Consider the following 14355-nt stretch of genomic DNA (forward strand, 5'->3'; position numbering starts at 1 on the left):
CCGCGTCAATACTACGGGTAAAAGAGGAGTATAGCACCCGTCCATTTAATCGTTTTTTAATTTCTTTTTAATAAAGCAAATCCATATCAGGCCGATGAGCGTATAGTTACGTGCAATTATCTGTACTATTTTTCCCTGTTATCTTCAACGAGAAAGACTATGACTACGCTTTACAGAAAACGGCTTCGGATGGCTGTGGGTATGCTAACGATTGGCTCCTTATTAACGCTCAATGCCTGCCAGGATCACCGTCTTGTGCCCGATCCGGGCAATGTGCCCGATGCTACGGTGTATGCTCTGAATGATGCCAACCAACTGGTACGGTTGAACATCCGGAACTCCAATACACCACTGGCAACAACGACGATTATGGGCTCGGGCCTGATGAGTGGTGAGCGCATCATGGCAATCGATTTTCGCCCGGCTACCGGACAGCTCTACGGGGTCAGCAACATGAGCCGTTTGTTTGTCATTAATACGACAACTGCCGAAGCCCGCCCAATAGGCGCCGGGCCCTTTACGCCCGCCGTTACCGGAAGCGTAGTCGCCCTCGATTTCAATCCAACCGTTGACCGGATTCGGCTTGTGACCAACACAGGACAGGATCTGCGGCTGAATCCTGAAACGGGAACCGTAGCTGCTGTCGATGGAGCAATCAATGGTGTGTCGGGAGTGATGATTTCAGAAGTAGCCTACACCAACAACCGGGCAGGATCGACAACCACCACGCTGTATGACATCGACCCTGCCACCGATCGGCTTTACATTCAGAACCCACCCAACAATGGCACCTTGATCGATGTCGGTCCGCTTGGACTCGACATTACGGGTGCGGCTGGTTTCGATATTTCACCTACGGATAATTCGCAGGGCCTGGTGGCGATAACGTTCAATGGTAGCTCTGAACTGCAACAGATCAATCTATCGACGGGCCGTTTGCAAAAACTGGGTAACCTGCCTGGTACCATAATTGGCCTGGCTATCCCAACCGAACCCGTTGCGTATGCGCTGGATGGGTCGGGCAATTTGCTTATTTTCAATCCGCTCAGCCCGTCGCCTATAGCCAAACCGATCACGGGACTTCAGCCCGGCGAAACGTTGTTTGGTATTGATTTTCGCCCTGTTAACGGCCAACTATATGCTATTGGCAGCACCAGTCGTTTGTATACGCTCAACACATCGAATGGTGCGGCTGCTCTGGTCGGGTCAGGTCCATTGAGCACTCTGCTGGTTGGCAACGATGTTGGCTTCGACTTCAACCCAACCGTCGACCGGATCCGGGTAATTACCAGTTCAGGCCAGAACCTGCGTTTAGACCCCACTAACGCTGCCGTGGCTTCGGTAGATGGGCCTCTGAATCCGGGTACACCAACGGTGACGGCCTCCGCTTACTCCAACAACTTCGCGGGTGCTACAACGACGACATTGTATAACATTGAAACCAGCATGAACCCGGCCCGGCTCTTCACGCAGGTTCCGCCAAACAACGGTACGCTGGTTCCGGTAGGTTCGCTGGGTGTTGCGTCGGAAGGGGCCAATGGCTTTGATATTGGCGGTACGTCGGGTGCCGCTTACGCCTTACTACGGTCTAATGGCACCACGGTGCTTTACACGGTTAACTTAACGAATGGCTCGGCAACGGCTGCTGGAACGCTGCCCGGCAATCCAATTGTTCGTGGCTTTGCGCTTGGTTTAGGGTTCTAAATCGGTCTATTCACCAAACACAAGGGCCCCACTCGTCAATAGCGAGTGGGGCCCTTGTGTTTGTTATTATTAAGTGGTCTTACCGGCTCAGATACAAATTCCGCTCCGAGTAGACTTTCTGGAAATAATCGTCGGTGAGGTCATCGATGAAATAGATGCCTTCGCCGGTCGATTTCATCTCGGGACCGAGTTCCTTGTTCACGTTCGGAAATTTGCTAAACGAGAAGACCGGAATCTTGATGGCGTACCCTTTTTTAACGGGTTTGAAATCGAAATCCTTCACCTTCTTATCGCCCAGCATCACCTTCGTCGCGTAGTTTACATACGGCTCCTGATAGGCCTTGCAGATAAACGGTACGGTACGGCTGGCGCGGGGATTGGCTTCAATGATGTACACCACCTCATTTTTGATCGCAAACTGAATATTGATCAGCCCCACCGTCTTCAGGGCAATGGCAATTTTGCGGGTATGTTCTTCAATTTGCCGGATCACGTTGTCGCTCAGATCGAAGGTGGGTAGCACGGCATAGGAGTCGCCGGAGTGGATACCTGCCGGTTCGATGTGCTCCATGATGCCGATGATGTACACATCTTCCCCGTCGCAGATGGCGTCGGCCTCGGCTTCAATGGCGTTTTCGAGGAAGTGGTCGAGCAGAATATTGTTGTCAGGAATGTCCTGCAAAATTTTCATGACATGCTGTTCCAGCTCGTTCTCGTTGATCACGATTTTCATGTTCTGACCGCCCAGTACGTAACTCGGCCGCACCAGCAGCGGGAAGCCCAGTTCGCGCGATAGTTCGATAGCCGCTTCCGACTCGCGTACCGTGCCGAATTTTGGATATGGAATATCGAGCTTTTGCAGCATTTCGGAGAAGTGCCCCCGATCTTCGGCCAGATCGAGTGCTTCCCAACTCGTACCGATTATTTTGATACCGTAGCGGGTTAGCTTCTCGGCCATTTTCAGCGCCGTCTGGCCACCCAACTGCACAATAACGCCCTCTGGCTGTTCGTGCATGATGATGGCGTGCACATGCTCCCAGAAGACCGGCTCGAAATACAGCTTATCGGCAATGTCAGGATCGGTAGAAACGGTCTCCGGATTACAGTTGATCATGATCGTTTCGTAACCGGCTTCTTTGGCCGCCAGTACACCGTGTACGCAGGAGTAATCGAACTCGATACCCTGCCCGATGCGGTTGGGACCAGACCCCAGGATAACCACTTTCTTTCGATTGCTGCGGATCGACTCGTTGCCAGGCAGATCCGATACGGGTTCGGCATGGTCCGTCATGATGGGCACCTGGTTATTGAATGTCGAATAGTAATAAGGCGTTCTGGCCTCAAATTCGGCAGCACAGGTGTCCACACATTTATATACCCGGCGAATGTTGTGCGCCTGGCGATACGCGTAGATCTTGCTTTCCTTCACTTGCAGCAGATGGGCTAACTGCCGGTCGGCATACCCTTTCTGCTTGGCTGTCCGAAGCAGTTCAGGGGGCATATCGTCCAAATCGTACTGCCCGATTTCGCGTTCCAGTTCAATCAACTCTTCGATCTGGTGCAGGAACCAGGGATCGATGCGGGTGAGCTGCTGAATAGTCCGGAACGACATGCCCGCCTTGAAAGCGTCGTAAATGTGAAACAATCGGTTCCAGCTTGGGTGTTGCAGACTTTCGGTCAGGGCGTTGCGATCGGTTAGCTCGTGACCATCGGCACCCAGTCCGTTGCGACGAATTTCGAGCGACTGACAGGCTTTTTGCAGGGCTTCCTGAAAATTCCGGCCAATACCCATCGTTTCGCCGACAGACTTCATTTGCAAACCCAATGACCGGTCGGCACCCGGAAACTTATCGAAGTTCCAGCGGGGTACTTTCACGATCACGTAGTCGATGGCGGGTTCGAAAAACGCCGAGGTCGTGCCCGTAATGGGGTTAATCAACTCATCGAGGTTATAACCAATGGCCATTTTGGCGGCAATCTTGGCAATCGGATAACCCGTTGCTTTCGATGCCAGCGCCGACGAGCGGCTAACCCGTGGGTTCACTTCAATAACGATGATGTCGTCGGTTTGCGGGTTAACCGAAAACTGGATGTTACAACCCCCGGCAAACTGCCCAATGCCGCTCATAACCCGAATAGACAGGTCGCGCATTTTCTGGTATAGCGTATCGGGCAGAGTCATTGCCGGAGCCACCGTTATGCTGTCGCCAGTATGAATGCCCATCGGATCGAAGTTCTCGATGGAGCAGATAATGATAAAGTTGCCGTTGTTATCGCGGAGCAACTCCAGTTCATATTCTTTCCAGCCCATCACGCTCTGCTCAACGAGTACTTCGTGAACGGGCGAGGCATGCAGACCCGCGGTAAGCGCTTTGTCAAAATCTTCCGGCTTATTTACAAAGCCGCCCCCCGTACCACCGAGTGTAAAGGACGGCCGGATAACGAGTGGAAAGCCAATTTCCTGGGCAATCTCTTTGCCTTCCAGAAACGAGCGGGCTGTACGGCCCTTACAAACGCCCGCGCCGAGTTCCAGCATCAGCAACCGGAATTTCTCCCGGTCTTCGGTAGTCTCAATGGCTTTGATGTCGACACCAATGATTGCCACGCCGTATTTTGCCCAGACACCTGCTTTCTCACAGTCGATAGCCAGGTTCAGCGCCGTTTGTCCACCCATCGTTGGCAGTACTGCATCGATGGGTTTACCCATTTGCTGGTGCTTTTCCAGAATTTCGACGATGGATTTTTTTTCCAGGGGGAGCAGGTACACATAATCGGCATTGATCGGATCAGTCATGATCGTGGCCGGATTGGAGTTGATCAGGGCGACCTCGATGCCTTCTTCCCGGATAGAGCGGGCTGCCTGTGAGCCAGCATAATCGAATTCACACGCCTGGCCAATCACAATGGGGCCTGAGCCAATAATAAGAACGGAGCGAATGTTGGTATTTTTAGGCATTTTTCAGTAGGAAAATGAACCGGTCCGGCGAGCTGGTAAACCAGTGGCCCGGTACACCCGATTGACTAAAAACTATTGACTGGTTAATGAACACAAAGAAGACTGATTGATAGGCCGCAGACGGATACCCAAAAATCTTGCAAAAGTAGCGTATACACCCGAAAGGAACAGGGTATTCGTGAAAAATTAACGCTTTCTTTATAAATCAGTTCCATACGGTTGACTTACCGGCTCCATTTGCCCACCATTCTTGGAAATAGACGACAAGAGGTTTATTTTTGACTACGTATGTTTTTCATACATCCCGTTTATGATTCGACCTTATTATTTGTTCGTTTACGTTCTGGTCAGTTGCCTGGCTGTTACCTGCGTTCGCGACTATCCGTCTACTACGCCCAATGCGCCCCCCATCGTCAATCCGCCTTCGGGTGGGCTACCGGGGCAGCCGCAGCCATCGACCCAACGGCGGCTGTTTCTGGACAACGACAAGCTGCGGGTAGGTATTGACCTGAACATGGGGGGGGCCATTACGTACCTGGCCGAAGCCGGAAGCAGCGAAAATATGGTGAACAATCCCGATCTGGGCCGTCAGATCCAAACATCGCTGTATGCGGGCCCGAACTATTACGTCCAAAATGGGAAGCAACCCGTCGAGCAGTGGAAATACCTCGGCTGGAACCCGGTTCAGGCGGGCGATTATTACCTGAATCCAGCGCAGATCGTTAGTTACAGGCAAACGGATAATGAACTGTATGTGAAGAGTATACCCCACATTTGGCCTCTGCAGAATGAGCCCGCCGAATGCACGTTTGAGCACTGGGTTACGATTAAGGATAATGCCGTGCACGTGCGTTGTCGTGTTGTGGTCAATCGATCGGATACCACGCAATACGAAGCGCGTACGCAGGAAGCACCCTGTGTTTATCTGAACGGACCCTATGATCGGATGATTACCTATACCGGACTGAAACCTTTTACCAATGATGCCGTTTCGGAGTTTTCGGATAGAGGCATGACAAACCGGTATGGTACCGAAAACTGGACCGCGCTGTTGAACGTAAAGGGGCGGGGAGTAGGTCTTTATAAACCAGGGGAGGTACGCTTCAGAACGGCTGGTTTTGGGATACCCAAAGTAGGGGGCGAGTTCGATCAATCGGCCGGCTATATGAACGGGGAGGAGTTTCTGCTGATCGATCACAACGGCCAGTATGAGTTTGAATACACCCTCATTGTCGGTTCACTGACGGATATTCGGCAGTATGTGTACAGCCAGCCCCGGCCACCATCGGCCCCCAATTACAAGTTTGTAAATGATCGGCAGGGCTGGTTTTACACCAATACGACCGATAAAGGCTGGCCTATTCAGAACGAACTGAACGTAAGCTGGGCTCGCAAAAACACCAATGAAGCAGGTTTTCGGATTGCCAGTCCGCTAAATTTCTGGTATGCCGAAAATGTTCCCAAGCTATACATAGAAGCGGCTTTTCAGACCAAAGGCACGGTTGCCCGGCTGTCCTGGCGTAAATCTGATGAGATCGACTTTATGGACACGGGCGGTCGATACGTTGATTTTCCTATTGTGGGCGATGGCCAGTTCAGGACTTACGAACTAAACATGGGTCAACAAGCCGGTTGGGATGGCGTTATTTCGCAGCTTTCCCTAACCAGTCCTGCCAGCCAGCGTAGTGTCGAAGTTGGCTCCAGAGTGCATTTGCGAAGCGTGACCGGAACGAAATTATAAGCGTACGGCACCGTCGGTCAAAGGGACTCTATGAAAAATGATCACATCCCCGCTGATTCGCCCGTACCGGTTTACCAGCTTCATTCGTTTCCGCGCCACGAACCCGATGAACCCTTCTACATGACCAGGCTGGAGCGGCTTGTTCAGGAAGTAAAAGGCATCGATAATTCCCATGCACATACATTTTACCTGGTCATGTGGATAGGTCAGGGGACGGGTACGCATACGATCGACTTTAAAACGTACACCATTGAGCCAAATCAGCTTTATTTTCTGACGCCGGGCCAGGTGCACTGTTGGGAGTTATCCGCTGATACGACAGGCTATAACCTGTTTTTCGACGCCAACTTTTTCAAAAGTCGGTTTGGTAACCGGCTGCATCAGTACCCTTTCTTTCATTCGCACCAGCACCAGCCGCTCGTGTCGGCAGTGCCGCAACTTGACTTTTTTCGCGATTTGTTCTCGTATGCCTATCAGGAATACGAAGCTCGTCAGCCAAATCGGTCTGAGGTATTTTTGTCATTTGTGCACATTTTGCTGGAAGCCGCCAGTCGGTTGTACCATGAACAGCAAATTGGTCCCGACACGCACCTGTATGACCGGCTTCGGCAATATGAAGAACTACTGGAGCAGCAATTTCTGACCGTTCGGGAAGTACGGGGCTACGCTGATCAGATGAATTTGACGCCTAATTATCTTAATTACATCTGTCAGCACATCGTTGGTAAAACAGCCAGCCAATTGTGGCAGGCCCGCTTATTGATTGAAGCGCAGCGGTTGTTGACGCACACTACTCAGTCAATAAAAGAAATTGCGTTTCTTCTGGGCTTTAGTGATCCGTCGTATTTTGTGCGCTTTTTTCGGAAACAGACGGGCCGTACACCCGCCGAATTTCGCCTGGTACCGGCTCTTTTTCCGTAAGAAGTCCGCCCAAATTTGTCGGCAAACTCGTTTCCCGGATAAACAATTGGTTTTGCGTGTAGTTGTAATGAGAAGTTCACAAACTCTAGAAACTAGACTGCTATGATTACGAATAAAGAAATTGTTGACGATCTAAATGAACTGGTCAAAATAAACAACGACCGTATTCAGGGATACGAAAAAGCAATTGACGATACCGAAGATGCTCAGCTAGATGACCTCTTCCGCCACTATGTTATTCAGAGCCAGAATTTCCGCAGTCAATTAGCCGAGCATATCGTGCGCATTGACGGACTGGCTGTATCAGACGCGACCTCTACGGATGTCTCGAGCAAACTCCACCGTGCCTGGATTGACATCAAGTCGGCACTAACGGGAAAAGATAAAGAGACGGTATTGAGCTCGGTTGAGTTTGGCGAAAATGCCGCTGTGGAGTCGTATAAAGATGCGATTGAGAAAGATCATATTCCCGCTTACATCAAAGAAGATCTGCAGAAGCAGCTTTCTTCACTGGAAGAAGCCCTCACGAAAGTGAAAGGACTAAAGAAAGCGGCCTAAGAGCAATTTCTTCCAAACGAATATAGAAAAACCTGCCGAGTGGCAGGTTTTTTCATTTGCTATGTTTAGGGAGCAACGTTTATGGGTAACCAACCCGTCTGACCGTCCGAATCGCGAACCAGTTGGAACGAACTGGCAGTGGCTAATACATCGACAGTCGCACCGGTAGGGAGCGTTTTCATAGTGGCCGCCTGGCCATGAGCTGCGTCGAGTAGGGAGTGTGGAGCCGGTAAAACCAGCCGTCGAAGGGGCCTCTTTTCTACTTCAGTCGCATTGCTCATGACGTAGCCAGTCAAGCCATCCGGCAACTCTACCCGTAACCATGTTTCGGTGCCACCCACGATGGTTAGAGCCGACGCTTTCGGTATTTCGCGGAGAATAGGGGAGTCACTGGTGGGGGCCAATCGAACAACGGACCGGGCAACTGAAACACGCACGGAATCGCCCAGGCGAGACGCTGGAAGCAGTGATTGACGCGCTGGTCCGCGTCCCAGGCGAATAAATGGTAGTGGGTCAGTGGCACCATCGGTGAAGCCATAAATACCGAAGTGAAGGTGCGGCCCTGTTGTTCGGGCATTGCCCGTGTTGCCGACAAACCCTATCGTATCGCCAATAGACACGCGCTGGCCGTTCTTAACATTCCATCGATCCAGGTGGGCATAATACAGCCTGATGTTCCGGTCAATGTCTGTCAGAAAAGCAACATTTCCCCCCAATTTGCTGGTGCCAACTCCCGAAATAATGCCATCCACCGCTGCTAAAGCAGGCGTGCCTCTGGGTGCAAAAATATCAACGCCTTCGTGTCGACGACGTCCACCATCCCGAGCAACGCCAAAAAAACTACTGATCTGTCGGCTATCGCGGCCTTTAACGGGAAAACTCAAGGCAGGTTCGCGTGTAATGGTGATTGTATACTGACCCGTTCGCAGCAGTTCCGGCTGAACCCGAATCAGGTACGTTTGGGTGCGTCGGGGTTCCCAGGTCAGCACATTGGTGTCCGCTTTCGATGCGGCAACGAGGCTGGTTCGATTGCGGGATTCCAGGGCAAATACATCCATAAAGACCTGGGCTTCTTTCTGCCCCTGCGTTTCAACGCGTATTAGAAACCGGTCGCCCCGCTGGGCATCGAGTCTGTAGCCAACGGCAAAGGCTTTGTTAGCCGAGAAGTAACCGCTCTCCCGATACGGAATGGTAATTTTGAGGGAATCGCGGAGGGCACGTTCACCCGCCGAAAGCCAGTCGGTGCCAAGGGCTGTTCGGTCGAGTTTTGCTTCCTTAAGCGATTGTCCGTATTGCTCGTGGGGCGATGAGGAGCGAAATAAATTAGCCGTTGGACCGACTCCTGTACAGGCACTAAACCCGGCCAATAATAACCCTGCCCAAACGCAGCGAACTGTGTGATTAAGTACCATAGTATTCCTATGTATTAAACGACTTTGTCGCGGTGATATTTCAGTCGGGCGAGGTAAACCACCATTACCAGGCCAACCAGGAAACTCAGAAATGGGATTAAGAAGGATAGGCCAGCCGCAACCGTGTAAGTAACGGTAGTGATCAGTAGGCTGGTGCGGATTGAAATAATTCGGACGTCGACGGCTGGCCGTTTGAGGAGCTGGTAATTGTTAGTGGCATAAAGCCACATCCGGAGTAACGTACCGGATATGCCGGCAAACAACAGCATATAAATGGCGGCCGACAATTCGTGAGCAGGCGTATTCAGGTAGTCGGCAATAAGTGAGGTCGTGAAGGGAACAATACTGACCAGTAACAGAAGCAGGCCATTATAAAACATAAACCGGGCATCGCTGCGCCGGATGACGTTGTACATGCGGTGGTGATTCAGCCAGATAATGAAGATAGTCGTGAAGCTGATAAAGTAAGCAATGTAGTTTGGCCACTGTTGGAGTAAAGCGTGGCCTAAATTGTAGTTGGACGTAGCCACTTTAAGGCTTGGTGCTTTAAGCTGGAAGGTCAGGAGAGTGATGTCAATCGCAAAAACGCCATCGCTGAACGTTTCCATGCGAAGGGTTTCGTTTTTCTGAAAATTCTCCATTAATCGGTTGTTGTGTCTATCTCACAAACGGCTTGTGCGGAGAATAGTTACGGACTTATGGCCCTAACTGCCAGCTTATAACCAATGCTGTTGATTCCAGCATAAAATCAACAGCATTGCCTGGCACAACTTCGACTGTACTCGCAGCCTACGTTCCCGCAGCCCTGGGAGTAGTCCGGAAATCAAACCGCGTTTCGCTGACCTCGTTTTGTGAAGAAATAAACCGGAATACCTAGTCCGGCAATCAGTAGGCCCATGCCTGTATTGAACGTTTTGGTATAAAGCAAAATGACACAGATCGTTACACCGGCAATGATGTAAAGGGCCGGAACGACCGGATAGCCGAAGGCCCGGTAGGGCCGCTCGGCGTTTGGCTCCGTACGCCGGAGCCGAAACAACCCGGCAATGGTAACGATATAGAACAACAAGGAAGCAAATGTGCAGTAATCCAGCAAGTCGCCATATTTGCCCGACAGGCAGAGTAAGGAGGCCCAGATACACTGCAACCACAGCGCCCGACCCGGTACCGAGTTCTTGTTCAGGTGCGACGCCTGTTTGATAAAGAGCCCATCTTTCGCCATGGCATAATACAGCCGGGCACCCGCCAGAATCAGGCCGTTGTTACACCCGAACGTCGAAATCATAATCAGGACGGCCATGATGGCGACCGCTACGTTACCAAAAACGGTTTCGACTGCGGCCGTAGCCACCCGGTCAGCTTCGGCAAACTGAATGCCCCGCCCCACAATGTCAGTAGCCGTCGGTAGGCCCTTCAGCGGCAGCAGAGACAAGTAGGAAACGTTGGCCAGGAAGTAGATCGTCGTAACGATCAGCGTACCAAAGAAGAGCGCCAGCGGAATATTTCGGCGCGGATTCTTGATTTCGCCCGCAATGAACGTAACGTTGTTCCAGGCATCGGCCGAAAACAGCGAGCCAATCATCGACGTACCAAAGGCCAGAATCAGGGCCATGCCTGCCAGAGGAAGTACTTCGCCCGTTGCTGATGTGGTGCTGGCATCCCAAGCATTCGACAGGTTCGTCGACAGCAAGCCCGTACTCAACCCGATGGTAATTCCAATGACAATGAGCCCGAGGAGAGCAATCAGTTTGGCAGACGTAAACACGTTCTGAATCAGTTTTCCACTCTGAACGCCCCGGCTGTTGAGCCAGGTGAGCAAAACCAAACTCGAAATAGCGAATATAGACCCTCCGGAGACATTCACCGGACCAATGGAAAACAAAACGTTGGCCGGACTTAATGCGGGGATAAATACGGCGGAATATTTGGTGAATGCCACCGCTACGGCCGCAATGGTACCGGTTTGAATGACCATAAATACCGTCCAGCCATACACAAAACCTGTCAGGTGCCCGAATGCCCGTTGAATGTAAATGTACTGTCCGCCTGCTTTAGGCATCATGCCTGCCAGTTCGCCATAGCTAAGGGCAGCTGCTACCGTCAATATGCCCGTCAGTACCCATAGCATCAGAAGCCAGCCAGAGGCCCCCAAATTGCGGGCCATGTCGGCCGTAACGATGAAAACACCGGAGCCGATCATCGAGCCGGATACAATAAGGGTCGAGTCGAGTAGGCTCAGGGAACGTTTAAATTCGGTCGGTTCCGCTGTTACATCGGTCGGGGAAAGAGAGTTCGGTAGGTTTGCTGACATGAAGAAAAGAAGATATACCTACAAGAAGCAAGCGTTTTACCGAAAAAGCAACTCTTTCTCTGGCTAATCGTCGGTTAACCTTATTTTTGTAGGCCTATCCGTTCGAATACACTTCGTTTCTGGCGGGTTTCTTTTTCCGCCCGCAATGGCCCTAATAACCATCAGACTATGCTTTTTAACCGGTCTATTTCCGCTTCCAACTGCTTGATGTAAGCGCGTTGGGAGGTAAGCGCTTCATTGATCTCTTCAGTTGTGTATCGCGGAGTAATATGTTGCGGACAGTTCCAGTCGAATGCCTTCACATGCAGCAGTATCATTCGTTCCGGTGTGTGTTTGTAGGCCGTATGGTCTAACTGGCTAAAAAGCTCTGGTCGGTCGGCCAATTCTACGATTTCGGCTTCAGCATATATTTTCAGACGGGTTTGCCGGGGGTAATCAACCAGAATGAGCGACACCTGTGGATGCGTCAATACATTGCCAACAGATATGTACTGCCTGTTGCCCCGGAAGTCCACAAACCCAAGCGTAGTGTTATCAATCAGATGCAAAAATCCCTTTGGTCCGCCCCGATGTTGAATATAGGGAAACCCATTTTCGCCATAGCTGGCGATGTAGAAGCTATCCCGATCGGCGATAAAGCTGGTTTCATTAACGCCTAATCCTGCGAACGCCGTGTATTTTTCAACCCGGGCGTAAGCTTGGCGACTTCCATAACGCTCCTGTAAAGCCTTGATAGGCTCGGAGAATGCCAGCGATGCATAACTATGTGCCATGGTACAATGAGCTGATTAATAAGACGATATGTTAGAGGTGTCCGGAGTTGCTGGTAAATCAGTAACAAGTTGATCCAGATTCAGCTGTCCCTTCCTTTGCGCTAGTCTTGCCTCATGATCGGCCAATACGGCATCCCACATTGTGTCGCCACATTCTTCGTTTACGAAAGGGCGTTCATCATTTGCTTCTTCGATCTTGCTCATGGTCTTTATTTGGTTAATGAGTACAATGGATACGTACAGAACGGTCTGTCTATATTCGGGTAAAAAAATTTAGAGGAGCCGATTCACGATGCCATAGGCTGTATCAATTGGTTCTTTATTTTGATAGAGCTGACTGGTAATCATAGCCCCTTCAAAAAGCAGTGTTACCTCATCGGCTACATCCGTCCCTGTCGAAATCAGTAAATCAGCAAAGATTTGCCGCATACGTGATTTGTGGGTTTGAATAAATTGCCGGATATCGATTTCGTCTATGGCCAGCTCAATCGTAGCATTCTGAAAGTTACAGCCCCTGAAATCCGCATTGATTAATGTATCACGGAGCATGTCAAAAAGAGCCAGTACTTTTTCTTTTGTGGTGGAGTGGGCGTCTATTGTTTTATGAACCAGTTCGAACCAGGCCTGGCTGGTCTCGGCTAAATAAGCTTTAAGAATATCCTCTTTCGTCTTAAAATGCTGGTATAAGCTGGCTTTGGCTACGCCCGCTTCGCTAATGAGTTGGTTTATACCCGTTGAGTTGTAGCCCTGCCGATAAAACAAGCGGCCTGCCGTTTCCAGAATCCGCTGGCGGACAGATGACGTTTCAACTGAGCGTTTCGTATCGGTATTCATTTTTTTTGAACAGACAAGTCTGTCTGGTGCTATTCGCCTGGTTAACCAAAGGTGCTGGTTAAATAGTTTCTTCTTGATAAAGAAAGTTAAAACCTAGGCATGAAGGCAACATAGGGACTGGTGCCGGCCGTATAGCGACGATCGCGCCACCCAAATTTTAATCGCCAGGAACGGCTTTCCGGAAATGGCAGAATGTACGTCTAAGCAGGGAATACCTTAGGCCCTTGCCGATTAATTTCAGACACGTAGGCTTCGCTGGTAATACCCACAGATAGAAAAGCCTGTTGCATGGCTGCGCCTATTTTTTCGGCTGTCTGGGCATCGCGGCTCAGGGCAAACATGGATGGACCCGATCCTGAAATACTGCATCCGAGGGCACCGTTATCCAAAGCGGCCTGTTTGGCTTCGTTAAATTCCGGAATCAGAATGGCGCGTACCGGCTCAATGATCACATCAACCAGCGAGCGACTGATCAGGCTATAATCGGGAGTCATTAAACCGGCAATCAGACCGGCTACATTGCCCATCTGAATAATGGTATTTTTTAAGGAGACTTCGTTTTTTAGAATGAAACGGGCATCTTTCGTATTGACTTCAATATCCGGGTGAACCAGTGTACAGAACAGGGTAGCTGGTGTTTCGATCTTGATAACATCCAGGGGGCTATAGCTGCGAACGACAACAAAGCCGCCCAATAGCGAGGGGCCAACATTATCGGCATGGGCCGAGCCGCAGGCAATGCGCTCCCCTTCCATGGCAAAGGGCAGTAATTTCAGCGTGGGCAACGGCCGCCCCAACAGCTCATTGACGGCAAAAACACCGGCTACAGCGCTGGCTGCGCTCGACCCCAGACCACTGCCCAGAGGCATTTGCTTGTGCAGCACGATATCGAGCCCGACATCTGTCCGGTCAATGTGCTTCAAATAGGTTTGAATAGCAATGCCCGCCGTATTACGGGCTGCCTCGCGGGGTAAACGGCCATTATCACCGATGATGTCCGTAATTCGAACGCCCGGCTCATCACTAGCCGTCAGAACAATCTGGTCGCCTGGGTTATCGACAGCAAATCCAAAAATATCAAATCCACAAGCTACGTTCGCAACGGTGGCGGGAGCAAAAACACGAATAGAATCCACGATAGAAGA

General features: G+C 50.9%; 12 protein-coding genes. 4 read left to right on the forward strand and 8 right to left on the reverse strand.

Going from position 1 to position 14355, the window contains the following annotated elements:
• The first annotated feature begins 159 nt into the window (after positions 1 to 159).
• Positions 160 to 1704 carry a DUF4394 domain-containing protein gene (locus tag ACYU8Y_RS10665; protein ID WP_460936932.1) on the forward strand — a complete coding sequence of 515 codons (1545 nt, stop codon included), beginning with the start codon at positions 160 to 162 and terminating at the stop codon, positions 1702 to 1704.
• A gap of 79 nt (positions 1705 to 1783) precedes the next feature.
• Here ACYU8Y_RS10665 and carB read toward each other — a convergent pair whose 3' ends face one another.
• Complete coding sequence (gene carB, locus ACYU8Y_RS10670) at positions 1784 to 4660, reverse strand: carbamoyl-phosphate synthase large subunit (RefSeq protein ID WP_460936934.1); 2877 nt, start codon at positions 4658 to 4660, stop codon at positions 1784 to 1786.
• A gap of 310 nt (positions 4661 to 4970) precedes the next feature.
• Between carB and ACYU8Y_RS10675 the strand changes: the two genes are divergently transcribed.
• From ACYU8Y_RS10675 to ACYU8Y_RS10685, 3 genes are all read left to right on the forward strand, one after another.
• Complete coding sequence (locus tag ACYU8Y_RS10675; RefSeq protein ID WP_460936936.1) at positions 4971 to 6401, forward strand: hypothetical protein; 1431 nt, start codon at positions 4971 to 4973, stop codon at positions 6399 to 6401.
• A 30-nt stretch (positions 6402 to 6431) separates the two neighbouring features.
• Positions 6432 to 7322, forward strand: coding sequence for a helix-turn-helix domain-containing protein (locus tag ACYU8Y_RS10680; protein WP_460936938.1), 891 nt, complete (start codon positions 6432 to 6434; stop codon positions 7320 to 7322).
• Positions 7323 to 7424: 102 nt separating this feature from the next.
• Positions 7425 to 7880, forward strand: coding sequence for a ferritin-like domain-containing protein (locus ACYU8Y_RS10685; RefSeq protein ID WP_460936941.1), 456 nt, complete (start codon positions 7425 to 7427; stop codon positions 7878 to 7880).
• A 65-nt stretch (positions 7881 to 7945) separates the two neighbouring features.
• Here the strand turns inward: ACYU8Y_RS10685 and ACYU8Y_RS10690 are convergent, their stop codons facing one another.
• The 7 genes from ACYU8Y_RS10690 to ACYU8Y_RS10720 form a co-directional block, all read right to left on the reverse strand.
• A complete protein-coding gene (locus tag ACYU8Y_RS10690) occupies positions 7946 to 9292 on the reverse strand; it encodes a peptidoglycan DD-metalloendopeptidase family protein (protein ID WP_460936943.1) in 1347 nt (448 codons plus the stop codon).
• A 14-nt stretch (positions 9293 to 9306) separates the two neighbouring features.
• A complete protein-coding gene (locus ACYU8Y_RS10695) occupies positions 9307 to 9933 on the reverse strand; it encodes a TMEM175 family protein (protein ID WP_460936945.1) in 627 nt (208 codons plus the stop codon).
• A gap of 182 nt (positions 9934 to 10115) precedes the next feature.
• On the reverse strand, positions 10116 to 11603 hold the full coding sequence (locus ACYU8Y_RS10700; protein WP_460936947.1) for an APC family permease: 1488 nt from the start codon (positions 11601 to 11603) through the stop codon (positions 10116 to 10118).
• A 161-nt stretch (positions 11604 to 11764) separates the two neighbouring features.
• Entirely contained in the window at positions 11765 to 12376 is a 612-nt protein-coding gene (locus tag ACYU8Y_RS10705) for a pyridoxamine 5'-phosphate oxidase family protein (RefSeq protein ID WP_460936949.1), read from the reverse strand.
• Between the two features lie 15 nt (positions 12377 to 12391).
• A complete protein-coding gene (locus tag ACYU8Y_RS10710) occupies positions 12392 to 12580 on the reverse strand; it encodes a hypothetical protein (RefSeq protein WP_460936952.1) in 189 nt (62 codons plus the stop codon).
• Positions 12581 to 12649: 69 nt separating this feature from the next.
• Positions 12650 to 13210, reverse strand: coding sequence for a TetR/AcrR family transcriptional regulator (locus ACYU8Y_RS10715; RefSeq protein WP_460936954.1), 561 nt, complete (start codon positions 13208 to 13210; stop codon positions 12650 to 12652).
• A gap of 200 nt (positions 13211 to 13410) precedes the next feature.
• Positions 13411 to 14346: a homoserine kinase gene (locus ACYU8Y_RS10720; protein WP_460936956.1), complete on the reverse strand. Its 936-nt coding sequence runs from the start codon at positions 14344 to 14346 to the stop codon at positions 13411 to 13413.
• Between the last annotated feature and the right edge of the window lie 9 nt (positions 14347 to 14355).

Source organism: Spirosoma humi, from assembly GCF_054776575.1.

Coding starts and splice junctions, on each gene's coding strand:
- ACYU8Y_RS10665 (WP_460936932.1), top strand. CDS start 160: ATGACTACGCTTTACAGAAAACGGCTTCGGATGGCTGTGGGTATGCTA.
- carB (WP_460936934.1), bottom strand. CDS start 4,660: ATGCCTAAAAATACCAACATTCGCTCCGTTCTTATTATTGGCTCAGGC.
- ACYU8Y_RS10675 (WP_460936936.1), top strand. CDS start 4,971: ATGATTCGACCTTATTATTTGTTCGTTTACGTTCTGGTCAGTTGCCTG.
- ACYU8Y_RS10680 (WP_460936938.1), top strand. CDS start 6,432: ATGAAAAATGATCACATCCCCGCTGATTCGCCCGTACCGGTTTACCAG.
- ACYU8Y_RS10685 (WP_460936941.1), top strand. CDS start 7,425: ATGATTACGAATAAAGAAATTGTTGACGATCTAAATGAACTGGTCAAA.
- ACYU8Y_RS10690 (WP_460936943.1), bottom strand. CDS start 9,292: ATGGTACTTAATCACACAGTTCGCTGCGTTTGGGCAGGGTTATTATTG.
- ACYU8Y_RS10695 (WP_460936945.1), bottom strand. CDS start 9,933: ATGGAGAATTTTCAGAAAAACGAAACCCTTCGCATGGAAACGTTCAGC.
- ACYU8Y_RS10700 (WP_460936947.1), bottom strand. CDS start 11,603: ATGTCAGCAAACCTACCGAACTCTCTTTCCCCGACCGATGTAACAGCG.
- ACYU8Y_RS10705 (WP_460936949.1), bottom strand. CDS start 12,376: ATGGCACATAGTTATGCATCGCTGGCATTCTCCGAGCCTATCAAGGCT.
- ACYU8Y_RS10710 (WP_460936952.1), bottom strand. CDS start 12,580: ATGAGCAAGATCGAAGAAGCAAATGATGAACGCCCTTTCGTAAACGAA.
- ACYU8Y_RS10715 (WP_460936954.1), bottom strand. CDS start 13,210: ATGAATACCGATACGAAACGCTCAGTTGAAACGTCATCTGTCCGCCAG.